This window comes from Bradyrhizobium sp. R2.2-H (assembly GCF_004346455.1).
GTDB lineage: Bacteria > Pseudomonadota > Alphaproteobacteria > Rhizobiales > Xanthobacteraceae > Bradyrhizobium > Bradyrhizobium diversitatis.
Window position 1 is genome coordinate 40,817 of record NZ_SMBR01000017.1, and the last position, 24,292, is coordinate 65,108.

Consider the following 24,292-nt stretch of genomic DNA (forward strand, 5'->3'; position numbering starts at 1 on the left):
TTTTGATCGACTTGGATCGATCGTATCGGAGGGAAAGTTCGGGACAATTTTCGTACCCCCTATGATTGGGTCTTCAATTCAAAACAAAGAGGAGCACGGCGAATGCCGACCTACAGGAGAAATCCAGAAGCTGTGTCGAAGTTGACTCCCGAGCAGTACCGCGTCACCCAGACTGATGGGACCGAGCGTCCCTTTGCCAACGAATACTGGGATAACAAGGAGCCTGGTCTCGACGTCGACGTGGTTTCGGGCGAGCCGCTCTTTGCGTCTTTAGACAAGTTCGAAAGCGGGAAGGGGTGGCCCAGCTTCACACGACCCATCGAGGCCGCAAACGTCGCTGAAAAAGCTGACAGTGCGCAAGGCATGACGCGCACCAAGGCTCGCTCCAAGCACGGCGACAGCCATCTTGGCCACGTCTTCCCGGACGGGCCCCGCGACAAGGGCGGGTTGAGGTACTGCATAAACTCAGCTTTCTTGAGATTCATCCACCGTGATCAATTGGAGAGTCAGGGATACGGCAGGTACTCAAATTTATTCTCAAAACAGGAGGACTGTGAATGACGGCGACTATAGAGCGCGCGGTTCTGGCAGGGGGGTGCTTCTGGGGAATGCAGCAGCTGGTGCGTCGCCTACCCGGCGTCGTCTCAACGCGGGTCGGGTACTCGGGCGGCGACGTCAAAAACGCCACCTACCACAATCATGGCACGCACGCTGAAGCGATCGAGATCACGTTCGACGCCAGCCAGACGAGCTTTCGCGACCTGCTCGAATTCTTCTTCCAGATCCACGACCCGACGACGCTCAACCGGCAAGGAAACGACCGAGGTACAAGTTACAGGTCCGCGATTTTCTATACGAACGAGGAGCAGCGCCGCGTCGCCGAGGGCACCATCGCTGACGTCGAAGCCTCAGGGCTGTGGCCGGGCAAGGTTGTGACCGAGATTTTGCCCGCCGCGGATTTTTGGGAGGCCGAGCCCGAACACCAGGATTACCTGGAGCGCTTTCCGAATGGCTACACCTGCCACTTCGTCCGCCCGCATTGGAAACTGCCAGTCAGGACTGGCGCCTAAGGAGAACCATATGGCTCGCACCCTGTCGTCAAATTTCCTTCTTACAATGCTATGTCTGCTCGGACTTCCCCAAATAGAAGCTCGCGCGTCGGAACTTGTAGGCCACGTCTACATGCAGACTAATGAAGTTCAGAACCGCATCATGCACTTCGGTCGGAACGCAGACGGGCAACTCAAACTACTCAAGAGTATCCCTACGGGGGGCACTGGCTCGGGGGTCTTCAAGCCGATCAGCGGCCAGATGAGCGCGCCTAACGCATTCGAGGGCGCTGGCAGCGTGATCCTAGCCGAATCCAACACCCTGCTGTTCACGACAAACGGCGGCGACAATAGCGTGACAAGCTTCCGAGTGAGCCCAGACGGCAAACTGAATGTTATTGATCGGCAATCGACTGGCGAGCCCGTGGCCGGGCGCAGCGGAACGGCAAAGTCGCTCGCCTACCGCCCCCAAAGTCGAACATTATACGTGCTCCATGCCTTCGGCCCCAACCACCTCCGGACATACACGGTTGCCCAGGACGGTAAGCTGAAGCTGCGCCCGGAGCGCCACTCTGTAAACAGCGCGACAAAAACCGATCGAGTATCGACACAAGCAGTCCTATCGCCCGACGGCCGTTTCCTGCTGGTTGATATACTCTTCGACTCCCGTCCGGCCATCAGTTCGGACGGGTCGCCCAATCTGGTCGTGGCGAACGCCCCCGACCCAGACGGGCTCGTGATATTCCCAGTGCGCGATGACGGCACGCTGGGAGAGGCCTCCTTTTCCAATGCCGGCGGCGCAGGGCCATTCTACATCGCATTCCTCAACCGGAGTAGCGATACCTTCCTGAACGGATTTGCGGTAGGAGACGGCGTGCTCGTGAGCCGCATTAATGGCGAGGGTCGCGTGACAGACGGCCAGTTGGCCCCAATCCATACCGCGCTCGGGAAGCCATCTGAGCTATGCTGGCTACAGGTGACATCTGACAACTCGCTGGTGCTCGCGACCAACTTCGGGTACGGAACGGTCTCGACTTACCGCCTTGAAAAGGGCCGGTTGAGCCTTCTCCAGGACCCGGCCAACAAGGCGATATCGGGTGACGGTACCTTTCGCGCTGTGAACGGGCTCGTCAGCAGTGGCCCCAGCGACAGCTGGTTGACTCCCGATGACCGTTACTTCTACCAGATCTTTGGAAATGCCCAGGTGCTTGTCAGCTACAGCCTCGACAAGACGAGCGGCAAACTGACAGAGATTGGTCGAAACCCGATCCCTTATAACAGCCCCCAAGGCCTCGCAGGGTTCTAGACATCCTCCGACGGACCGCGGGACCAGTTAAAATTAAGCCACTCCCACTGAGATCAAGTCTGGCAGCGCACTCTTGGATCTTGCGGCAAGATCAGTTGATCGCAAGATAGTCTTCGCGATCTCTAACGACGGGCTTAATGAGTCATCCGTGAAGAGCGGCTAGCTACCTTGCTGCCGGATCGTGAGCCCGCAACCGCCCAAGCCTGGCTGGCGGCTCATCCCACGATCTCGGTCGTCGCTCGCGATCGTGGCGGTGGATATGGCGAAGCAACAGCAAAGGCCCTGCCGCACGCGGTGCAGGTCGCCGACCGTTGGCATTTGATGGAGAACGCCAGTCGGGCCTTCCTTGATGCCGTCTGCAAATCGATGCGGCAGATACGCATCGTCATTCGCGCGACCACGATCGATCCCAAGCTGCTAACAGCCGCCGAGCGCCTCCAGTATGAGGGCTATTTGTGAATCGGCACCGAACTGGGCGCCTTGAACTAACGCCGGCAATGCCCTGTGGCGAATAAGGAAATCTGCGTCATGAGAGGTCCCGATCGGCGCCGACGGTGACCCCATATCGACTGGCGTTTCTTAACCGCCTTCAGAGCGTTACTGCCGATACCTGCAACAACCTGCCCCCTGCGCCGATTCACAGGCTTGATCCTTGGCAGCCAAACTACAATCCAAGAGGATGCAGCGCGCCCTGATCCGTGGCCAATACCCACCGGCTAAGAACTTTATCACTTCCTAGGACCATCGGCATGTCCGCGGTACCGGGGTCTACATCGACGCGAATTGGGTCGTCGGGCAGTCCTGGGGGCAGTGCGCGCGTCAATGTCACTATTCCTATCATGATGGCGGCAGAGGCGCGTGGTGCAGACTGCGTCACCAAGCTTACCGCGCTCAACTCATTCCACATCTCCAATGTCGTCTGGTCGAGCAGCGCTTTCCACAGAATGCCCGCACTATTCAGCAGTGCGTCGTGCACGTTCCCCTAAATTTACAACGGCAGAGAGGCCGTCGTAGCAGTATTCCCCGCTGGTATGGAAACTATACATGCCGGACATTGGAAATCTTCGTCCCATGCTGCGATGAATGGCTACTAGCGTCGCGGATTTCGTCGAGTACCGCCCAGCGCAATCTCAGTCCAACTTCGATCTTCCGAAGATACCGCGTTGGGCAATCTGGTCCTGCCGAAGACTTCTAATGCGCGATGTTCGTCGGCTGCTCTCTCCAACGCGCTCAAGAGGGATCCATGGCTTTCACGTTAACGATCAACGGCACGCCCCATAAGGTCGATGTTGATGGCGACATTCCACTTTTGTGGGTACTACGCGACGTACTCGGCATGACCGGGACCAAGTTCGGCTGCGGCCAGGCGCTGTGCGGCGCCTGCACGGTGCATGTCGGCGGTCAGCCGGTGCGCTCCTGCCAGACGCCTGTCGACAGCGTGGGCGACAGCGCGATCACCACGATCGAAGCGATCGGCCAGGCGCCACAGGGCGCGGCCTTGCAGAAGGCGTGGCTAGAGTTGGAGGTGGTGCAGTGCGGCTACTGCCAATCAGGCCAGATCATGTCGGCGGCGGCGCTGCTGAAGGACAAACCGAAACCGACGGATGATGACATCGACGCTGCCATGTCGGGCAATGTCTGCCGATGCGGTACCTATCAGCGCATCCGCGCCGCGATCAAGCACGCTGCAGGAGTTTGAGATCATGGATGAGCTTGTTCTGAAAGAGCCAATTGTCAATGAAACAGCGATGTCGCGGCGCGCCCTTCTTCAGGGTACAGGTTTGCTACTTGGCTTTGCGCTGACCGGTGCAAGCACGGAGTCTGTCTTCGCGGCGCCCGCTTTGCAGGTGGCCGAAGACGAGGTCACGGGTACTTTCGCGCCGAACGGATTTATACGGATCAATCCAACCGGCGCCGTGACTCTGGTCATTCCGATGATCGAAATGGGACAGGGGGTTTACACATCGCTTACGATGCTTCTCGCTGAAGAACTGGAAGTGAAGCTTGATCAGATTCAGGTTCAGCATGCGCCACCCAATCATGCGCTTTACGTCAATTCGATCATAGGCATTCAAAATACAGGTGGTTCCGCCTCTGTCCGGGCCTTCTGGACACCGCTGCGTCAGGCAGGGGCTGTGGGTCGTAGTCTGTTGATCGCGGCAGCCGCAAAGCACTGGAATGTCGATCCAGCAACCTGCCGCGCCAAGGACGGCGTCGTTTTCGATGCATCAGGCTTGAAGCATCTGAGCTACGGCGAGCTTGCGAAGGCCGCGGCGAAATTGCCGGTGACGCCTGCGGCAAACATCAAATTGAAGGATCCGAAGGATTTCACCCTGATCGGCACGCGTGCCAAGCGCGTGGATTCAGCAATAAAGGTCGATGGGCGCGCGCTCTACGGCATCGATACCCGACTGCCGGGCATGAAGGTTGCGGCGGTTGCCATTTCACCCGTGCTCGGTGGTAAAACGAAAACGGTCCACGAGACGGCCGCGCTGACGGTGAAGGGCGTGCGAAAGGTGGTCAATATCGATGAAGCTGTTGCCATCGTAGCGGATCACATGGGTGCGGCGAAGAAGGGGCTCGAGGCCGCCGCCATCACGTGGGACGACGGGCCGAACGGCAAGATCAGCAACGCCGATATCGTCAAACAATTGGAGGAGGAATCCGAGAAGCGGGGCGCGGTTGCCCGCAACGTCGGTGATGTAGGGAAGGCACTTGCGGAGGCAGCGCAACGAGTTGACGCTATCTATCAGGTGCCTTTCCTGGCCCATGCGGCGATGGAGCCGATGAACTGTACCGTTCATCTGCAGAAGGATCGTTGCGACATTTGGGTCGGGACGCAAGCGCCTACGATCACGCAGTCCCAGGTGGCCGAACTCACCGGCTTGCGAAACGATGCGATCAAAATTCACAATCATCTGATTGGCGGCGGCTTCGGCCGAAGGCTGGAAGCCGATGGCACGATCCTCGCTGTCAAAATCGCCAAGCACGTCGACGGCCCGGTCAAGGTGATCTGGAGCCGCGAGGAAGACATCCAACACGATATGTATCGGCCATATTATCTCGATCGGCTGTCGGCCGGGCTTGATGCGGCCGGCAAGCCCGTTGCCTGGACGCATCGGATCGCCGGCTCCTCAGTCATGGCTCGCTATTATCCCCCGTACTTCAAGGACGGATTGGACCCCGATGCCGTCGAAGCGGCGGCCGAGCCGCCCTATGCGCTGCCCAATATCCATGTCGACTTTGTCCAGGTCGAGCCCCGTGGTGTCCGGACCTCTTGGTGGCGCGGCGTCGGACCGACTCACAACGTTTTTGTGGTCGAAAGCTTCATAGATGAGCTCGCGCATGCCGCGATGCAGGATCCCGTCACCTATCGCAAGGGATTGCTTGGCCATAATCCACGAGCGCTTGCTGTTCTGTCGCATGCTGCGAAAAAGGCAGGATGGGGATCACCACTTCCCGCACGGCATGGCCGCGGGATTTCGGTACAATTCGCATACGGAAGCTACACGTCGCAGGTCGCCGAGGTCGAAGTGGCGCCCGACGGCTCAGTCAAAGTCAAGCGGATCGTCTGTGCGATTGATTGCGGCATGTACGTCAATCCAGATACGATCGAAGCACAGATCCAAGGCGGAACGCTTTTCGGACTGACCGCTGCGCTTCATGGCTCGATCACCTTCAAGGATGGCCGCGTCGAGCAGAGCAATTTCGACACGTATGTGCCGATGCGCATCGACGAGGTGCCGCTAGTGGAGACGCACTTGATCAAGAACGCAGAAGCTCCAGGTGGCATTGGTGAGGCTCCGACAGCCATTGTCAGTGCGGCGGTGACCAATGCGATCTTCGCCGCGACCGGCAAGCGTGTGCGCAGCCTGCCAATCGATACAAATTTGCTGAAGTCGTCGTCTTAGTCCTTGCTTGTCATCCCGCGCGCGTCGCAGCGCGCGGTATGATGGTCCGGGACTAAAGCGCCGTGCATAACGACTATCGGCTTGGCGAGAGACGAAGTGGCTCAGTACAACTTGTTGGCTTGCCCGCAGCAGCCTGCGTGATGGCGTCGAAGACCGTATTGTTGTCAGCCTCGATCTGAAGGCAGCTCAGGATTGATCTGCAGGAATTTCACTTCCATGCTACGGAGTTCCGGTCATGATTACTCATTCGGGTTCGGGAAGACGGTCAGTCAGTGGCGCGAACTGGCATGATCTTCGGGAGAACGGGCTTCCGAAGCATCGGCACCGGTAGCCGAGCAAGAAAGGGCTACTATAGTCATGTACACTTCGAAAGCGGTTCCAACACAGACAGCTCTCTTCGGGCAGAACGTTTCGCTGGCCATGGGCTCTACTATCAACAAATTGTCTACAACAGACGTCGACAAATTGATGCAGGGGCTCGACATCGATGTCATCGCGCTGACTGAACTTCTGGTGCCTCACGGCCATAGAGTCGAAATGGGAATGATTGACGCACCCGGGATCCACTACAATTTGAGTGGCGAGGGGCGCATATCGATCAACGGCGGACCCGAGATGCCGTTGAATCCTCATTTGCTTATCATCGTGCCGCCAAACACTCCGTTCACGATCGAGGTCGACGGTGGACGTGGCCCACCGAAGCTCATATCGAGAGACTGCTGGACCCGCCAAGACGGCATCCTCCGCGTCGCAGTGCCGAATGAGAAACCCGAAATCATTCAGATATGCGGCTTCTTTAATGCATCCTTTGGTCAGTCTGTCAGGCTGTTCGGAGAACTCCGCGAACCTGTGATCGAGCAGTTCGAGCCAGCGGACAAGATTGATCTGAAACTCCGCGAGGCTATGGACGAGCTGCTACAACAGGAGGTTGGCGTTGGCGCCATGACAGCGTCTCTGCTCAAGCAAATTGTTGTCTCATTAGTACGACGGTCCCTCAGGTCATCCCAGCGTTGGACTGAGCGATTCTCGATACTTGCCGACAGGCAGGTCACTCGTGCTTTTGCAGATATGGTGGCGCGGCCAGGAGCCGCCCATTCAGTTCAGAGCTTGGCCCATAGTGCAGGATTGAGTCGCTCGGCGTTCATGGCGCGATTCTCAGACATCTTTGGACAGTCCCCGATGGTCGTCTTGCGAGACTTGAGAATGCGCCAGGCTGCGATCAATTTGACGACAACGACGATGTCGATCGACGTCATTGCTCACAATGCTGGGTACGAGAGCCGTTCAAGCTTTGTGCGAGCTTTTCGAAAGGCGTACAATCGAGATCCGAGCGACTATCGGCGGACAGCCAAGGAAGGCAAGGCCCAGAAGGATATCTGAGAACGACCTGCGATCCCATGGTAGGCGCTATCCATTCTACGATGGATGCCCCTGAGCATCCTAGACGGAATGTCTGGTGGGTTGGACGTATCCAGCCAAAGCATGAGTTCGTTCTGTACCGACTCCACTCGCAACCTTTCGCTTCAAGTTGGCAGCGGCGAAAGCGTACCCCCGGAAGCACCGTCAACGAAGTGCACGTGATTAGCTCGCGTGGGTGATGGCACAAAGCAGGTAAGATTTGCGGTCGACTGTCGATGCGTTCCAAAAAAGCATGCGCCTCGCCGCTGAGCCTCTTCCAAACGTGCGTCTTCGACGTCATTTTCGGTAATCTGTATTCTCCATAAGCTCTTGTCGGAACTTAACTTCATGAAAGCCACCAACAGGGATTCGCAATAGGGTGCCCACCCGCGCCGAACAGCGCGCAAGCACTTCGCAGCCCAAGCCGCAAGGGGCATCTTTCGGCTGCTTTTCTTGACGGCATGATCGAGACGGTCGCTGGTCGATGCGGGCCGCCGGCCCTCGGCAGGCAATGGATGTAGGCCGAGCTCATCTGAACGGAGCGTCCGCAGGACTCCCGTATGAGTTCCACGAATGAAGTCGGATCATCGCGCGGAACGACGATAAGAGACAAGATGACGCCCCGTTTGGTACCGATCGGCGCGAATCGGCACGAAAGACCTGTGAGGTCGGCTGTTACTCCCATGGGCGCGCGCGGGACGGTATAGGCACCTTGCTTCAGTTCGCGCTCGGCCCAGGCAACTCCTCCGCCGGCATACATCGCATAGGTGACATTCGCAGACGGCGCGAAGCGGGCTACCAGAACGTCCAACTGCTGAGCACGAATGTCCGCAATAGGAATGACCGCAATGCGCAACGTGAGACCCAATGCGTCTTCAGCCCCAGCGGCGGTTCCTGCCAACGTATCCTTGATGATGGACGAATAGGCGGCGGGTGCGGCGAAGCTCGCGCCATCTCCTCCGAACGTAGACGGAAACTGTAGATCGGGTAGTGCGTTGCTTACCGCAGAAAGAACCGCCGCATCGACCGTATTCACCTCACGGTACCGTCCTTGTTCAATAGCTTCGGTCGACTGGCTGACGTTCGTAACGGCGATGATCCAGTCATCAGGTAGAGGGCTGTACCGATCTCGCCGCACTACGTCATCAAAAGAGTCGAAGCGCACAAGCGCTTCATAGAAGCGGTCACCTTCGACCTCTTGGTCAACCTTTATCTGGAAGGACCGGGTTCGAAAGCTGGCGCTGATCGATCCGCCGTCATTTGCACTCCCTTCGGTCGTCGTCGTAGCTCGGTGTGGGCCGCCGGCTCAGCGACATGCGCATCGAGCTTGACGTAGCTCGCACTACCCATCGGGGGCTATGCCGCCGCGATCCCGACGGACGACTGGACGCACAATTTAGATTCGCCGTTAGCACGGCGCCGCTCTGGCGTGGGCTGCGGAAGCCGTAGTCCGAACCGCTGGAACGTGAACATGCGCCTCAATACGGAGGATGAATCGGGCCAGTGGACAGTGGATGGCTTGATTTGAACGCAGGCGGTCAGCCGAGATTCGCGAGTTGGCGTGCCCTCGAGGTTAAGCTCTCCTGGTCGTCTCGAACAGAAACCATGTGCGACGTTCCGCCTCGTCGATCCAGTTTTCGATCAGGCTGGCCGTGGCGACATCGCCGTGCTCGTCGCAGACATTGTGGGTCTGCCGCATGCGCTGGGTGAGCGCCCGATTGTCTTCCTTCAGCTCGGCGAGCATGTCTTCGGGCGTGACGAAATCCGCATCATTGTCCCCGATATGCTTCACCCTGGCGATGTGGCCGATCGAGCGGATCGTTGTGCCGCCGATCTTGCGGGCTCTTTCGGCGATTTCGTCCGTCATCGCGAAGATCTGCTCAGCCTGCTCGTCGAGAAGGAGGTGATAATCCCGGAAATGTGGGCCTGACATGTGCCAATGGAAGTTCTTGGTCTTGACGTAAAGCGCGAACACGTCTGCCAGAAGCGCCGTGAGAGCGGCGGAAATATCCTTGGTGGCATTGGAGCCGAGATTGCTCGGCGTGTTGAGTGGTGCCTCGCGGCGCTTTCTCGCGTCTTCCAGACTCATTTTGATCCCTTCCTGGTTGATGCAGCCTTGCTTTTCGCTGGAGGATGGCTCTGAACGAAACTGTTCCGCGAGTGGCAGTGGGTCACGATCACGAACACTCCGCCCACCCATCTTTCAGACAAGGCACAGATACCTCCCGCGCCCCCCCGGCGCGCACGGCCGGGAGGCCGCGGCCATCGCTATCGCCGGCTCGCGCCCGAACTCCCTAGGTCCGCTTCAGATCCTCGGCCAGCATCGTCGCAGCGTGGCGCGCAAGCGCCTGGGTCGGAGCGTTGGTATTGCCGCTGGTGATATTCGGCATGATCGAGGCATCGATCACGCGCAGGCCGTCGACCCCACGGACCCTGAGCCTTGCGTCAACCACCGCTCGTCCATCCTGACCCATCCGGCACGTGCCGACCGGGTGCCACATCGTCGTCACGACTCGCTTCACCCATGCGCCGATCTCCGCGTCCGACTGGATATGCGGACCGGGTTCCATCTCTTCCTCGATCGCCGACGCCAACGACTCCTGGGCCATAACCTCGCGGATCGCGCGCACGGATTCCACCGCGGCCCTTAAGTCTTCCTCCTCGCCGACGAAGTTCGGGTTGATGAGGGGCATCGACGTCGGGTCGCTATCGGCCAGCCGTACCCAGCCACGACTCTTGGGCTGAAGCACCACGAGTTCGAAGGTGACGCCCGAGCGGTCGCCCGCTGGGCCGAGTTGCTCGTTCAAGATGATAGGGGCATGATAGCATTGGATCGTGGGTTCGGCGGCGAAGTCCGACGGATTCCAGTGTGTAACCGTCTCGATGCCGTTGCCCGACGCCGGGCCATCCTTGGTGACGAGATAACGCAAGCCCGCCTTAACGGTGCCGAGTCCGTGCGCTGCCGCCTGATAGCCGAGATCACCTCTCACATAGGCACGGACCGGTATCATCGGGTGGTCGTGGAGATTTTCGCCTACCTCCGGAGAATCGACGATCGCCGCGATGCCGTGCTGGCGCAACTGATCCGCTGGCCCAATGCCCGAATGCATGAGGATTTTCGGGCTATGAACGGCCCCCGCCGACAGGACGACCTGGCCGGCCATGATCCTCTCAAGCCTGTTGTCCTTTAGCTCGACGCCCACAGCCCGCTTGTTTTCGATAGGAATCCGCACGACGGTCTTCCCGGTAAGAAGAGTGACGCGGCCCGAGGCGAGGTGCGGACGCAGATAAGCGTCGACCGCGCTGCAACGGCGCGAATCTCCGACCGTTGACTGCACCGGCGAGACGCCGATCTGGCTCTCGCCGTTATAGTCGGGATTGTACGGGACCCCATATTCCTGGAAGGCCTTGAGGCAATATTGGTTCAACTCGTTGATGCCCTTAGGCAGCTGGACCGCAAGACCACCGTTGATGCCGTGATATTCGTCGTGGAAGGTGTCGTTGCGTTCCTGCGCCATGAAGACGGGGAGCAGGTCTTCATACGACCATTGACCGGTGTCGCCGACCGCGTCCTGCCATGCGGCGAAGTCGCGTATCTGACCACGCACGTAGCACATCGCGTTGATCGAGGAGCCGCCGCCGAGCACCTTGCCTGAGCGATATGCTCGCTTGATGCCGTGCTGGGGAACGGTCTCGTATTTCCAGACATGACGGTCGTGGACCAGTATATTGGCGAAGCCGGCGGGAATGTGGATGAACGGATCGCGATCCATGTCGCCCGCTTCGATCATCGCGATCGACGCATCGGTGTGTTCGGCGAGATAACTCGCAACGACGCAGCCGGCCGCGCCCGCGCCAACAATGACAATGTCGTAACTCTCCCGGGACATCAGCGTCTTTCTCTTTGGTACCATTCTTATCGTTCAATCAACGCCCCTAGCCGGCCGCCTCGCTATCGCGTCGCCCGATCCAGAGACTGATTTGACCTTGCTTTTGCAGAGTGAGCTTGCAGTGCCTGCGAGGGAAATCACCTCTCGCCATCGAGTCGATAGACGATCGTTATTGTCGCTCGCCACGCCGGACGATGCCGCAGCAAGGAACGCCACCAGCCGCACCGCACCGCGAAACCGACGCCTTATAGTATTCAATGGCCTGAGACGAGATGGCGATCAACGAAGTCTCCACCCGTCCCCCAGGACCATTGCTTCGCTGATCCCTTCCAGCCAATGATCGACGGAGACCCGTCCTGGTCCCCATGCCATGATACCGAACGCCATTGCAGCCCAGGTAAGATGGATTGGCCAGCCGTCGGGCACGGTGAGCTCCACAATCAATGTCATGAACAACAGCCCGAGTGCGGCGAAGCGGGTGCCGAAGCCGAGCACCAGCAGCACCGGAAGCATGACCTCGCCGCAGCCGGAAAGGAACGCCATCACCGTCGGCACCGGAAAATGATAAGGGCCGCCCGGCAAATGCAACATGAACTCGTCAGTGAACAACGTCACCGCGGCGTCACTAAGCTTGAAAACACCAGCCCATTTCAGTATGCCGGACTTCCAAAACGGCACCGCCAGCGCCACGCGCATCACGAACTGCACCAAAGACGGCGGCGCGATCGCCTGAACCCGGCACTCGGCCTTGTCGACGCGGAGACCGAGCCGGAGGAACGCTGCGCCAATATGCTGATCAAGGCCCATCATGTTTCTCCAGAGCAACTGCAACGAAAGCGCCCGCCTGGATCAGGCCGGCAATGTTGGCGGCAAGGTCGAAACACGGGAAAGATCGCAGTGCCGATGCAGCAGCCTCGCCAAGCGGGCGTCCGGCCGTCAGGCTCGTCAGGAACGCAGCGGCAGCGTCGGGCAGATGCCGGACCACAATGTCGGCACCGGGGCGCGTGATCAGCGCATCTTCGGGTGCGCTTGCATCAATCTGACCTGAGGCGCCCTCGCCGCGATTGGCGGCAAAAATTGTGACCGCCGAGAAGGACGAGCGCATGATCCGCGTGGCCGGGTGCGAGACGAACACCGCTTCCCCCAGCTGCTCGGGCGGGATCGCCGCGAGCGCGTCAGGCGCGAGCGGCTCAGCGTCCGCGGCGTGATAGGCGTCAAGCCAAGCGCGCTCGATCCGCGCGACGTCGGCGAGCCACGGCATCGCCTGTGCGTACTCGTAACTTTCGATCAGGGCCGGAAAGTTGCGGCCATAGTCAAGCAGCAGCGGCGAGGTCGGCGGCGTGGCACGAACATGTTGGCGCGCCATGGCGCGGAAGGACTCGACTCCCATGATCCGCTGGACCGCGGGGAAGATTGCAGACAGCGCATCAATCAAGCTGACCGTCACGTTGTTGCGATAGACGTTGTAGCGCTTGACCCCGCCCTTCCCTGCGGGACCACTGACAATCGCGGGCGCCGGGCGCAGAGGATTCATCAACGTCGATGAAAAGGCCGCGGCATAGGATAACGATACCTGTTCAAGAGACCGCATGACGGACGTCTCGCTGATAGCTGTCGAGGATTGCTTGCGCCGCCGCCGCTTCCGCCCTCAGCTCCGGCCAATCCGGAATCTTGCTGTCCCATTCGATCAGCGTCGGAATTGGGCCGCAACGCGCGATGACGGTCTCGTACAACTTCCATACGGCGTCGGCGACCGGCCCGTCATGGCTGTCGATCAGGAGTGGGGCGCCCTCGTCATCGGTCTGCTCGGCATGACCGGCGAGATGAATCTCTCCGACGGCCGACAGCGGGAAGTTGGCGAGATAGTCGCGGGCGGCGAAGCCCTGATTGGTGGCGGACACGAACACGTTGTTCATGTCGAGCAGAAGACCACACCCGGTGCGGCGCGAGACAGCACGGATGAAGTCTGGTTCGCTCATGGTCGTCTGGCGAAAGACAACATAACTCGATGGGTTTTCCAGCAGCAGTGGCCGGCGGATCGCCTCCTGTATCTCGTCGATATGATCGCAGACCCGCACGAGCGTCGCTGGCGTATAGGGCAAGGGCAGCAGGTCGTTATAGAACGTGGTCTCGTGTGTCGACCAGGCGAGGTGTTCCGAGACTAGGACGGGCTCGTAGCGCTCGACGAGATGGCGGAAGCGCGCAAGATGCGCCTTGTCGAGCGCCTGCGGGCCGCCGATCGACATGCAGACGCCATGCAGCGATATGGGATGGTCGCGGCGCATAGCCTCAAGCGCGCGATGCGGCGGACCGCCGGCCCCCATGTAATTCTCGGCGTGAACCTCGAAGAAGCCGCTGCGTACTCCTTCCGCAAGGATCGCGGCAAAATGCTCATGCTTGAAGCTGGTCCCGGCAAGCCCGTCAACCGAAAACGCGGGAAAGCGAAGAGGCATGTCGTGCGCCGCGGTTGGGGCGATCGCCGCGTTCATGCCGTCTCTCCGCTTTCCTGATTACTCGTCGCCCGGCTACGCAGTCTAGACCGGCTTAAGCGAGCCAGTCTTGCCGTTCGGCACCTGAATGTTGGTGCAGGTGCCACCCCGCACGTACTTCCACGCGTTGCTCTGGAAGTCGACGGTCGAAGTGCCCTGGCACGTCGTTCCGGGACCTGCGGCGCAATCGTTTTGACCTTTCAGCGCAACGCCAAAGCACTTCTCCTTCTTGGCGGCGATCGCTGCATCGGCTTCTGCCTTGCTCAGGGGAGCGGCGGCGGCAACGGTCGCAAGCGCAGTCGACACGGCGCCGGCGAGCACGAGTGAACTGATCATCGTCTTCATTAGTCTCTCCACGGGGGGTTAGTCGCGCCCGAAGAGTGGCCTTACACCGCCGGCGACGGAAATCACCTCTCGCCATAGAGTCGATAGACAATCGTTATTGCCGCTCGGCCATTCGCATCGCACCTCGAAACCGATGCTTTATTGTCTTCAATCGTCTGAGACGAATTGCGATCAGCGAACCTTCACGTGCCTCGCTCCAGATGCCGCCGAGAAGCGCAGGCCGAGCGCGAACTGCGTCGGCGGGCATGACGAAAGGAGTTGCGGAGTGAACGCTTCTAAACCGTTTGCCGCCGTGGTGGTGGCCACGTTCGTCCTTGCGGGCCGCATGCCCCGCAGGCCGTCGCCGTCGCCTATCTGATTCGAACCCCGCACATACCCGCGATGATCGCGGCCGAGATAACGGCGCTTGTTGCGACGCCCGCGCCCCAAAGACGATTTGCGGCGCATCGATTGACGCCATGCGCGATCAGAACCACCCGCAATCCCGACGCAAGGTGGCTTAGGACAAAAAACACGCCGAGCGCGTAATGAGTCAATAGGCGGATATTCCATGCGTCATGAATGAGCCCGGTCGGGGCTCCAATCGCGAAATTCCAATCGGTCGGTATACCTAGAAAGCTCCGAGCGTAGATGAAAACCGAGTTCATGTGCCCGAGGATGTAAAGTGAGAGGTAGGCTCCCGAGGCGACCTGAAATGTTCGATGGAAGCCTTGCGGGGCGGCACTCCAACGCCATGCCAGAAACAGCCCGGTGCCGATCTGGAAAAGCATGGCAGCCACCAACAGCGGTTCAGCTACGCCAGAGCGGTAGACAACCCGGCCAATCTGCATGACGGCCGCTTGCGCGTCGGGGCCGATCAAACCAAACAAGTGATTGGCCAGATGGAACGTCACGAACAGGAACAAGAGCGCCGCTGTCATTCCGTGGACAATACGCCAGCGCCCCAAAGTCGGCCGCATTGTAGCCGCGGGATGGCCGGCGGTCTGTGACCAAATCGCGATCACGAACCAAAGCACGCTCCACACGAGTTCGTCGGGGAGAGGGCTATGAATCAGGTCCTGAACGACGCCAAGAAGGACGAAGAGCGTTGGGGTCGCCACAGCGGCATAAGCGAGCCGCCGCGCCCCTGGATCGGCGTCGGGTCGGCCAGCGAGCGCGAGCGCGAGAAACGGCACGAAAAAAAACGCCACGACCAAGATCAAGGTCGCGGCGACAATTGCGAGAGGCGAAGGTGTTGCGGCTTGGGTGCCGACCACGGCGTGAAAGGCCCGGAGTAGAAAGGGGTAGCAAATGGCCGCGGCCGCGGGAGCCGGCGCCAAATAGTCGAAGCGCAGTCCGATCGTGGCGCTTCGATCCCTGAGCAAACGCGGCCATCTTAAACTCCTTAATTATCAACCGCGCGATTCGGCCGCACCACCCGAAGGGCTTGCATCGTGCAAGCCCTCCACCATTGGCGCTATCGGGAATAATCCCGGCTCAAGCCTCCAAATATCCCCCTCGGCAGGAATCGCGTCGGCGGCGGTCGCCGCTTTCAACCCGCTGCGCGCCTGCCCATTTCCAAACGCGTCGGTGTCGGCTCTTCAGGCGCGTTCAAGACTGACGTCGTGAGCAGGACAACGGCAGCGAGGACCCAGTAATACCAGGCGTCGAGCCCAGCGAATTTGAAGGCAAACGGTGCAATGACGAACACCACCCCAACGGCGCGATCGACCCAAAGATGCAACCAGTAGGGAATAACGCGGACGAGCCCGATGGGATGGTCGGTTAGGGCGGCCAAGAGCAGCGCGGCCACACCGACGACAACCGAAAGCCACATTGCGACGGGTTCGCTCTGGCCGAGCTTAAGCAGGAACGGCGCTGCGAACAAGAGGATCGCGACGGGATAATCGATCAGGTAGGCGTGGATAGACTTGGCGATGAAGCGGAACGACATCGGTGTTTCCTCTGTGATTGATTGCTCAAGCAGGGTCCTTGCGACGCGGAGAGTGCATCCACCCAGGACGACGATTGCGGTCCTATGCTGGCAGGCATTCCGTCACGGGTCAGCCAAGATGAACAGTAAGGTACGACACCACGCCAACCATCAGAAATGACCGGTCGTTATCGTTTCCAGTCCAAGCGCGGTTCGTCAGTGTCCGGCTGTCGAGGTCAGGGCTTGGGATCCACCTCGCTTTACCGCCGCACCTTCCTCGACCTTGCTCTTCGGCCGAAGTCCGTCGCCAAGAGCTTCTCGATCTTGTCGGAGTGCGAGCGAGCGGTGTCGCGCTTCGGACAGGTCGCTCGCGACCTCTACCTCGCTTGCTCGTTGTCTTCGATCGGCTTGCTTCTATCGAGCCGGGCGTTCCTGACATATTCCAGGTATTTCTCTATTGCGCTCTCGATGTCGCGCGAGAACGACAGCATTGTTCCCTTCATGCGCCGTATATTGAGGTGGCTTTTCGAAGTAGCCGCAGTCAAGGCATCCGCCCCATCCGCTACTCGGATACTGGACACATCCACCATTTCACGCCGTCCGAACGACGACCGACCAGTCGCGAATACGCGCCGCTTGACGAAAGCGTCCAGTGCCGGGGAGCGGCGGCGACCTTACACAACCAGGAGCCGCACCTCGCGCTAAACCGAGGAGCCTTCGAGCGGAATGGTCTTGAGCGTCGAAAGGTGCGGCATGTGCTCGGGCGCGAATATCACGCCGCGCAGCAAAATCCGATAGACGCGATTTGGGAATAGACGGCACTCCCGCACAGAAATTCCGAGGGCACGCCTTCGGGCTCAGAAGTTCTGCGGCGACTGCGGTCTTATATTGAGGCGGTCCGCCATTCGGCTAAGTTCGGGAAGCGAACTTGCCTTCATCTTCCGCATCAGATTCACGCGATGCACCTTCACCGTGGATTCGGTGATGCCTATATCGTTGGCAACCTGTTTGTTCAGACGACCGGCCACGACACCAAGCATGACTTCACGCTCGCGGGAGCTGAGCGTGTCGAAACGCGCCTTGAGCGCAGCCAAGGCGCTATCACTCTCGCGGCGGGCACGATCCCGAGCGAGGCCGGCCTCGATGGCGTCGAGCAGATCCTGATCACGGAATGGCTTTGTAAGGAACTCTATCGCGCCGCCCTTCATCGCTTGCACGGTCATCGGCACGTCGGCGTGGGCTGTGATGAAGATGATCGGTACTTGCCGGCTTGCGCCGATAAGGTCGCGCTGGAGCTCAAGACCGCTTCTCCCAGGCATTCTCACGTCGAGCACCAGGCATGTAGGACCGCACGGCGGATCGGCCTCTAGAAACTCGGAAACAGACGAGAATTGTCGGGCAGGTAAGCCGACTGTACGCAACAGACGCACGACCGAGTCGCGAAACTCCGGATCGTCATCGATAACCAAGACACTGGGATTTGTCTCGCCCATTCTCGGTGTCCTGCGTTGGGAAGCACATCTTCCCTATGTCCGGTGTCATTCTACGCCGAATCTGTTGAGGTGAACAATATCTATTGCCTAAGCGGATAGCCGAAGACCTAAGCCATCGCTTAGGAACGTTGACATTGCGCTATTGGGGAATGTCCACGACAGTAAGTCGCATGCCGCGCGAGGTGTTGCCCCGCCCGGTCGGCGGAGGCCGCTAGAACCCGCGATGTCGAACCCTACATTGATATCTATCGTCGACGATGATCAGCCCTATCGTGAGTCGATGCAAAAAGTCATAATGTTGCTGGGCTACACAGTCGAAGCGTTTCCGTCAGCGGCCGATTTCTTGGCATCGCGCGCCTTGCCTGAAACCGCTTGCTTGGTCACCGACGTTAACATGCCCGGGATGACCGGAATTGAATTGCACCGGCATTTGGTCGATATAGGGTACGTGATCCCGACGATCCTCGTTACCGCCTACCCCGATGAGGTCGTCAGGGAGCAAGCTCTAAAGGACGGGGTTGTTTACTACCTTAGCAAGCCAGTGGACGACGACTATCTCGAACGATGCCTACGTTCGGCTCTCCAGGCGGGTACGCCGATTCGAGGCAATTCATGAGTCGTTGTCCGCTGGCAGGTTAAACTGAAATGCGGCGCCGCGAGGCTCGTTCGCTTCCGCCCACAGCTTGCCCCCATGGGCTTCGATGATGGAGCGACATATCGACAGCCCCATCCCCGTTCCGCCGGACTTCGTGGTGTAGAAGGCATCGAAGACTCGATCGAGATGCTCCGTATTAATGCCCGGTCCTGAATCGCGTACCGCTACGAGGACGCCCGTCTGATCCTCCTCGGCGCTGATCAGTAATTCTCTCGGCCCCTTCTCAGCCGAGCCCATTGCTTCAGCCGCGTTCAGAATCAAGTTCAGCAGGACCTGTTGCAATTGAACGCAATCCCCCATAGCCGGAAGCAGTCCATCTGCAAGCCGAGTTTGGACCGAAACGCCATTCCTGCGGATCACGCTGTGCGCCAGTAAAATTACTTCGTTGATAGCCGAATTGAGATCAAAACGCTCTTTTCGCAGAGGCGCTTTCTTGATGTGAGCGCGCATTCGTCCGACGATATCCTTTGCTCGGTCCGTGTCCCTGACAACGCAAGCGAGCGCTTCTTTGGTCTCATCCAGATTTGGCGGGTTCATTTCCAAAAAGCGCATCCCTGCACGGGCATTGTTACGAGCGGTCGCGATCGGATGCAGAATTTCATGAGAAAGCGAGGCGGCCAATTCTCCCATCATGCTCACCCGGTTCATATGGGTGAAATCCAACTCGAGCTGGCGCAGCTTTTCATGCTCGTCCTGTGCCCGTCTTCGTTCCGTCACGTCGACGGTTGTGGTGATAACCTCAGCCAGCGTGCCCCCGGGGGAAAACACATGATAGCTAGTTCCTTCCACCCATTTGATTGTTCCATCAGGTAGCAGGAGTCTGAACTCGGCCATGAGATCTCTTTTCTGGTCCACGGCCTCCTGAACCGCTCGCCACACTCTGTCGCGGTCCTCTGGGTGAATGCGTTCCCACATACCTTGTCGACTTGGAAGTCCCTGCAGCGGATCAAACCCCCAGATCCTGTAACTCTCGTCCGACCAATAGAGGTAACGCATCATCGTCGCGTTGTAGATCCAATTGCCAGTGCGGCTGAGTCTCTGTGCTTGGCTAAGCGCTTCCTCGACGCGTTTGCGCTCGGTCAGATCGAGCACGAACGCGAGGCCCTGGTCACCTCCTTCCTTGAACAGCGCGGCGCCAATAAGCACAGGCACACGGCTGCCGTCCTTCCGAACATAGTCTTGCTCGAAGGGCTGAAGCCTTCCAGTCGAGTTCAGTTCTTCCCAGGCACGTTTGTCGATCTCGCGCCACTCCGGCGGGGTCAGCCCAGTCCGGTGCAGTTGACCCCAGACCAGGTCCTCACGGTCATACCCCACGATGCGTAGAAACGCGTCATTAGCTTCGATGATCCGTCCTTCGCGGTCGGCAATGAGGATCCCAATGATGTTGGCGTCGACCAAACGCCTAATCTTCGCTTCACGATCCGCGAGATCGTCATAAAGCCGCGAGTTTTCGAGCGAGATTGCGGCCTGCGACGCAAGCACCTTCAACACTGTGACGCGGTCAGGCGTGAAAACGTGGGCGGCCAGGTTGTTTTCGAGGTAGAGCACACCGGCCAGTCTGCCCGGTTTGAGCAACGGCAGACAGAGAATTGAACGGGGATGATGCCGATGAATGTACTTATCGACAGAAAACGGGTTCGCGGCTGCGGCATCGTGGAGCAGAATGCTCTCTTTCGTCCGGATCACGTAGTTTAGGATGGACTCCGGCAGATCTGCGGCGGTTACACTTGCTCGTCGCTGACCGACGGTCACCATATTGTTGCTGGTCGTGACTTCCGCCTCAATCCGATACCCATCATCGACCGCAAGGATCAACAGACCTCGCCCGGCCCCCGCGTGCTCAATCGCTGTGCGCATCAGCGCGTCGACCAGTTTCTCCAGAACGATCTCGCCCGACACGGCTTGCGAGACTTTGACAACAGTAGCTAGATCCAGTTGTTCGACCGATGCCCCGATCGTGCTTGTGGGGCCGGCACCCGGCGTTTCCTCGCTGAGATGCGGATACAATTCGTCGAGCTGGCGTACTTTGCCGTCGGCTCCCCAACGGATGTATGCGCACCGCGCGTCCCGCAGATAGGCATGCGCGATCTTCTTGAACCCGCGTGTGGCATAAAAGCGAGCGGCGACTTCGTTGGCGATCGCCTCGTTGTGGACAAAGCCGTGCGTGTGTGCCGAGTGGATAGCGTGCTCGTAAAGATGTTCGGCATCGAGCGTGCGGCCTTCGATCCGGGCGATCTCCGCGGCGATGAGTACGGTACGATTTTCGAAGTTGTCCGGGCAAGCCGTCGCCCAGACCTCGAGCTGTCGGTGGTGCGCGACAAGTGCCGTGAGATGCTCCCGCCAGCGACCGGCCGCCGCAGACTCGCAGGATGCTGCTCTGGAGAGCGCACTGTAAAAGTGGTATTCCGCACATTCGAAAAACGACGCCGATGTCGGCTGCAGCTGTTGCGCCCTCAATGAGGCCTCGAGGGCGCCCGCATAGTCGCCGGCAAAGAAGCGTGCCTGCAGCTTGCGGGTCCAATACGAGCCCGCGGCCAACTTCAGATCCGGATTCCTGCAGAAGCGGGACTCCAGCAGGTCTTCGTCGTCAAAGCAACCGAAAATCGGCGTCAAGCCGCGGAGTGTCCGGATCAGCCCAAGCTGGCCGGCGATGGAGTCACTCGCAAAACCGAACTGTATATCCCGCGCGAACGCGAGACCATGCTCGACCTCGACTTGCACGTTGTCGAGCGGATCGCCCGCCGCGAGAAGATACGTGTTGATGTGGGTGTGGTAGTACGCCGCAAAAGTGAGGTCACCGATCTGGTTTGCCGTTTCAAACGCGCGCCGCAGCAGATCACGACCCTCCCGGACTTGGCTCGTCCAGAAGATGAGTAGATATCCAAAGTTCAAATAGGTCCTGGCCTGGAAGCGCTTTAGCCCGCGCTGTTCGACCAGTTCATAGCCGAGACGGCCGAATCGAAGTCCCGCCTGGTAATCGCCGAATTCCGGTCCAGCAAGCCTGCCAAGCACTGCATAGGCATAGCACGAGCCGTCACAATTGCCGCTTTCAAGGCTGAGATTGACTGCTCGACAGATGACCATCGAACGTAATTTCGCATCCGTGTAGTGGGCAGGCGGCCCGAGCTTCGTCAGGACATCGAGGGTCGCAAGCGATGCGACATTGCCCATCAATGGCAGATCAATGAGGCTTTCTATCGTGCGGGAGCCCAGCTGGGACCAAATCCGCTCATACTCGCGCCGAGCCTCGTCTTCCGTCGGGTGCGGCGACCAGTCGATGCCAAGGTGGCGGAGGTAGTCGAGACCTACTGCGATCGCGCGACTGCCCTGATCGAGGGTCGTGTAAAGATCCAGCTGCAGGCACGTGACGCGGGCTCGTTCGATCGTCGTGGCGGCACGAGACGACACCACCGCCAGGCGCTGCTCGGCTTCCGCCAGTGCGCCAATAAGGAACTCACATTCGGCCCGGTGTATCTCCAACTCAAAGATCAGGTCGTGCCGGCGGTCCCAAGAGTCCGCTGGAAGCAGCGCCGCGCCGGAGAGCAGATAGTTCAGCGCCGCGGCATAGGCTGTCGAGGTCTTGGCGCGTCTACCTGCTACTAAATTCAACTCAACAACCCGCTCAAGCTCCTCAATTGATGTGATGAGATGCGAGCCGCGGTTGAGCTGATTGACGATTTCGAAGATCGCCTCTTCCAGCTTCTCTGGAGGGGTCTTCGCTGCGAGTAGCATCCCGATTCGGAGATGGGCTTCGGCACGCGATTCCTCTGGGATCAAGGAGTAGGCGGCTTCCTGGACATGGTCGTGGAGAAACTTGTAGCAATCCTCCGAACGAAAGATCAGCCCTGCTCGCACCGCCTCCCAAAGCTGGCCATGCATCTCCTCCTCGGAGCCCTGGTAAACGATCCGCAACATGGAGAACCCCGCGACATTTCCCAGGCAGGCGAGCTTCTGCAATGCGTTCCGGGTTGCGGCGGACAGGCGGTTCAGCTTTCCCACCATAAGGTCCACCACATTGTCGGTGTAACCTTTGGCGTGAATGCGATTCAGGTCCCAGCACCATCGCCCCTCGCCATAATCGAAAGTAAGCAACGCTTCGTCCGCGAGCGCAGAAATGAACTGAATGGCGAAAAGCGGATTGCCGGTTGTCTTCTCGTGGATCAGCTGTGCCAGCGGCGCGCTTCTCTCTGGTTCGCCGTGAACAGTATCCGCTACTAATTGTCCCAAGCTTTCACAGGTCAGGGGTGACAGTATGATGTCCTGCAGTGTCGCTCCAGCTAGGCGCATCGCTTCGAGCTTGCGCGTCAGCGGATGGATGGGGTCGACTTCATTGTCGCGGTAAGCGCCAATCAACAACAGGTTCTGCACATCCGGCCGGGTCAACAGATCCTCGAGCAAATCGAGCGTTGCTGCATCGAGCCATTGGAGATCGTCGAGGAATAGGACGAGCGGATGTTCCGGCCGCGCGAATACGCTGATAAATCGCCGGAACACTAGCTGAAAGCGGCCCTGCGCATCCCGTGGCGGCAGTTCGGGGACCGGCGGCCGTTCGCCGATGATGTGCTTCAATTCCGGGACGAGATCAACAATGAGCCGACCGTTCGGTTCGAGCGCCTCAAGCAGCGCCTCCTGCCATTGCCGCAGTTCCGCTTCGGTCTTGCTCAAAAGCGGGCGGATCAGGCTCTGAAAGGCCTGCGCAAGGGTGGCGTAGGGGATGTCGCGTTTGTACTGGTCAAATTTGCCTGATGCAAAAAGACCGCGGTGCGGAACAAGTCGCTTATGGAGCTCGTTGACGACCGCAGACTTGCCGATGCCGGCGTATCCGGAAACCAGCACCAACTCCGGCCTGCCGCGGGCGACGATACGGTCGAAAGAGGCAAGTAGGGTATCAATCTCGGTTGTCCGACCGTACAATTTCTCGGGGATCAGCAGCTGGTCCGGAGTGTCGTGTTCCCCGGGCGGAAATTCGTCGATATCGCCTCGGGTTTCCCATTCAACAAGGCAACGCCGTAGATCGCTCTCGGCGCCTGCAGCCGTCTGGTAACGCTCCTCAGCACTCTTGGCGAGCAGCTTCATAATGATCGCAGATACGGACCCTGGGAGATTTTCTAACCGCTCGCCGGGCGGCGTCGGTGGTCTTGCAATATGGCAGTGCACCCATTCCATCGGGTCGGCCGCTGTGAAGGGCAGAACGGCCGTGAGCATTTGGTACAGCGTGACACCGAGGGAGTAGAGATCGCTGCGGGCGTCGACCGAGCGGTTCATCCGCCCGGTTTGTTCGGGTGCCATGTAGGCAAGCGTACCGGCGATGGCCTCGGCCGGCTCGGGCGCCTGCCGCTCGCGGGACAGGCGCGAGGCGATACCAAACCCGGTGAGCCGCACGTGTCCATCCGCGCAGTCCACCACAATATTAGCTGGCTTGATGTCTTTATGGATGAGCCCGCGCTGATGAACCTTGCCCAGAGCTGAGGTAACAGCGATAGCAAGGCGCAAGAAGCGCCCTACCTCCATGGGCCCACCGAGCAAACGATCGAGCGGCTCGCCGCCCGGATCATCGAGCACCAGTATGGTCCGACCAGCGTCGCGCATGAGGGCCAGCGGCCGAGCCGCCCATGCCCCGTCGAGCTCATCTTTCAGCTCGTATTCGTGCGTGAGGCGATTGAGTCTTGACCGAGACGGGTGGCCGGCGGCAGGGGCAACAAGCAGCACGGCAAGCCGGTTGCCATTATCGTCCAGTCGCCAACCACGGCTGAACACGCGCTCGCCGTCCTCCCACAACACCTCAGAACTACCGTCCGGGTAGGCGACGTTCAGCGACTGCTGCATCATCTGTCAGACTCCGGC

The 24,292-nt window shown here is 59.4% G+C and carries 19 protein-coding genes and 1 pseudogene; 8 read left to right on the forward strand and 12 right to left on the reverse strand.

Annotated elements, in window-relative coordinates:
- Positions 1–102 precede the first annotated feature (102 nt).
- The 7 genes and pseudogenes from msrB to EDE08_RS32645 all read left to right on the forward strand — a co-directional run bounded on the left by msrB (position 103) and on the right by EDE08_RS32645 (position 7,646).
- Positions 103–561, forward strand: a complete 459-nt coding sequence (gene msrB, locus EDE08_RS32615) for a peptide-methionine (R)-S-oxide reductase MsrB (protein WP_131873483.1) — start codon at positions 103–105, stop codon at positions 559–561.
- Complete coding sequence (msrA, locus tag EDE08_RS32620) at positions 558–1,070, forward strand: peptide-methionine (S)-S-oxide reductase MsrA (protein WP_131873481.1); 513 nt, start codon at positions 558–560, stop codon at positions 1,068–1,070. Before msrB ends, msrA begins: the two co-directional genes overlap by 4 nt.
- A gap of 10 nt (positions 1,071–1,080) precedes the next feature.
- Positions 1,081–2,355 (forward strand): lactonase family protein, encoded by a 1,275-nt coding sequence (locus EDE08_RS32625; protein ID WP_245524948.1) that lies wholly within the window; start codon positions 1,081–1,083, stop codon positions 2,353–2,355.
- A gap of 156 nt (positions 2,356–2,511) precedes the next feature.
- A pseudogene (locus EDE08_RS32630) lies at positions 2,512–2,808 on the forward strand (transposase); the annotation flags it as partial.
- A gap of 790 nt (positions 2,809–3,598) precedes the next feature.
- The gene (locus EDE08_RS32635) at positions 3,599–4,054 is read left to right on the forward strand and encodes a (2Fe-2S)-binding protein (protein ID WP_131873479.1); all 456 of its coding nucleotides are present in this window, start codon (positions 3,599–3,601) and stop codon (positions 4,052–4,054) included.
- 4 nt (positions 4,055–4,058) lie between these two features.
- Positions 4,059–6,266 carry a xanthine dehydrogenase family protein molybdopterin-binding subunit gene (locus EDE08_RS32640; RefSeq protein WP_131873477.1) on the forward strand — a complete coding sequence of 736 codons (2,208 nt, stop codon included), beginning with the start codon at positions 4,059–4,061 and terminating at the stop codon, positions 6,264–6,266.
- Positions 6,267–6,623: 357 nt separating this feature from the next.
- Positions 6,624–7,646, forward strand: a complete 1,023-nt coding sequence (locus tag EDE08_RS32645; RefSeq protein WP_131873475.1) for an AraC family transcriptional regulator — start codon at positions 6,624–6,626, stop codon at positions 7,644–7,646.
- A gap of 143 nt (positions 7,647–7,789) precedes the next feature.
- Here the strand turns inward: EDE08_RS32645 and EDE08_RS32650 are convergent, their stop codons facing one another.
- The 11 genes from EDE08_RS32650 to EDE08_RS32705 form a co-directional block, all read right to left on the reverse strand.
- Positions 7,790–8,101 (reverse strand): DUF3095 family protein, encoded by a 312-nt coding sequence (locus tag EDE08_RS32650; RefSeq protein ID WP_131873585.1) that lies wholly within the window; start codon positions 8,099–8,101, stop codon positions 7,790–7,792.
- Positions 8,011–8,910 (reverse strand): DUF3095 family protein, encoded by a 900-nt coding sequence (locus EDE08_RS32655; RefSeq protein ID WP_131873583.1) that lies wholly within the window; start codon positions 8,908–8,910, stop codon positions 8,011–8,013. Before EDE08_RS32655 ends, EDE08_RS32650 begins: the two co-directional genes overlap by 91 nt.
- Before the next feature lie 327 nt (positions 8,911–9,237).
- Positions 9,238–9,753: a Dps family protein gene (locus EDE08_RS32660; protein ID WP_131873473.1), complete on the reverse strand. Its 516-nt coding sequence runs from the start codon at positions 9,751–9,753 to the stop codon at positions 9,238–9,240.
- Positions 9,754–9,958: 205 nt separating this feature from the next.
- The gene (locus tag EDE08_RS32665; protein ID WP_131873471.1) at positions 9,959–11,554 is read right to left on the reverse strand and encodes a GMC family oxidoreductase; all 1,596 of its coding nucleotides are present in this window, start codon (positions 11,552–11,554) and stop codon (positions 9,959–9,961) included.
- Positions 11,555–11,833: 279 nt separating this feature from the next.
- Entirely contained in the window at positions 11,834–12,364 is a 531-nt protein-coding gene (locus tag EDE08_RS32670; RefSeq protein WP_502700658.1) for a DoxX family protein, read from the reverse strand.
- Complete coding sequence (locus tag EDE08_RS32675; RefSeq protein WP_131873469.1) at positions 12,351–13,145, reverse strand: HvfC/BufC N-terminal domain-containing protein; 795 nt, start codon at positions 13,143–13,145, stop codon at positions 12,351–12,353. Before EDE08_RS32675 ends, EDE08_RS32670 begins: the two co-directional genes overlap by 14 nt.
- Positions 13,132–14,043 carry an MNIO family bufferin maturase gene (gene bufB / locus EDE08_RS32680; RefSeq protein ID WP_131873467.1) on the reverse strand — a complete coding sequence of 304 codons (912 nt, stop codon included), beginning with the start codon at positions 14,041–14,043 and terminating at the stop codon, positions 13,132–13,134. Before bufB ends, EDE08_RS32675 begins: the two co-directional genes overlap by 14 nt.
- Before the next feature lie 45 nt (positions 14,044–14,088).
- Positions 14,089–14,388, reverse strand: coding sequence for a BufA1 family periplasmic bufferin-type metallophore (locus EDE08_RS32685; protein WP_085400258.1), 300 nt, complete (start codon positions 14,386–14,388; stop codon positions 14,089–14,091).
- Positions 14,389–14,738: 350 nt separating this feature from the next.
- The gene (locus tag EDE08_RS32690; RefSeq protein WP_245524950.1) at positions 14,739–15,578 is read right to left on the reverse strand and encodes a hypothetical protein; all 840 of its coding nucleotides are present in this window, start codon (positions 15,576–15,578) and stop codon (positions 14,739–14,741) included.
- Positions 15,579–15,919: 341 nt separating this feature from the next.
- Positions 15,920–16,321 carry an SPW repeat domain-containing protein gene (locus tag EDE08_RS32695; protein WP_131873466.1) on the reverse strand — a complete coding sequence of 134 codons (402 nt, stop codon included), beginning with the start codon at positions 16,319–16,321 and terminating at the stop codon, positions 15,920–15,922.
- 836 nt (positions 16,322–17,157) lie between these two features.
- Positions 17,158–17,793 (reverse strand): response regulator transcription factor, encoded by a 636-nt coding sequence (locus tag EDE08_RS32705; protein WP_131873464.1) that lies wholly within the window; start codon positions 17,791–17,793, stop codon positions 17,158–17,160.
- Positions 17,794–18,016: 223 nt separating this feature from the next.
- On the opposite strand from EDE08_RS32705, the gene EDE08_RS32710 reads away from it, so the two are divergent.
- The gene (locus tag EDE08_RS32710; RefSeq protein WP_131873462.1) at positions 18,017–18,409 is read left to right on the forward strand and encodes a response regulator transcription factor; all 393 of its coding nucleotides are present in this window, start codon (positions 18,017–18,019) and stop codon (positions 18,407–18,409) included.
- Here the strand turns inward: EDE08_RS32710 and EDE08_RS32715 are convergent.
- The gene (locus EDE08_RS32715) at positions 18,404–24,277 is read right to left on the reverse strand and encodes an AAA family ATPase (protein ID WP_131873460.1); all 5,874 of its coding nucleotides are present in this window, start codon (positions 24,275–24,277) and stop codon (positions 18,404–18,406) included. The two genes, EDE08_RS32710 and EDE08_RS32715, sit on opposite strands and share 6 nt — an antisense overlap.
- Between the last annotated feature and the right edge of the window lie 15 nt (positions 24,278–24,292).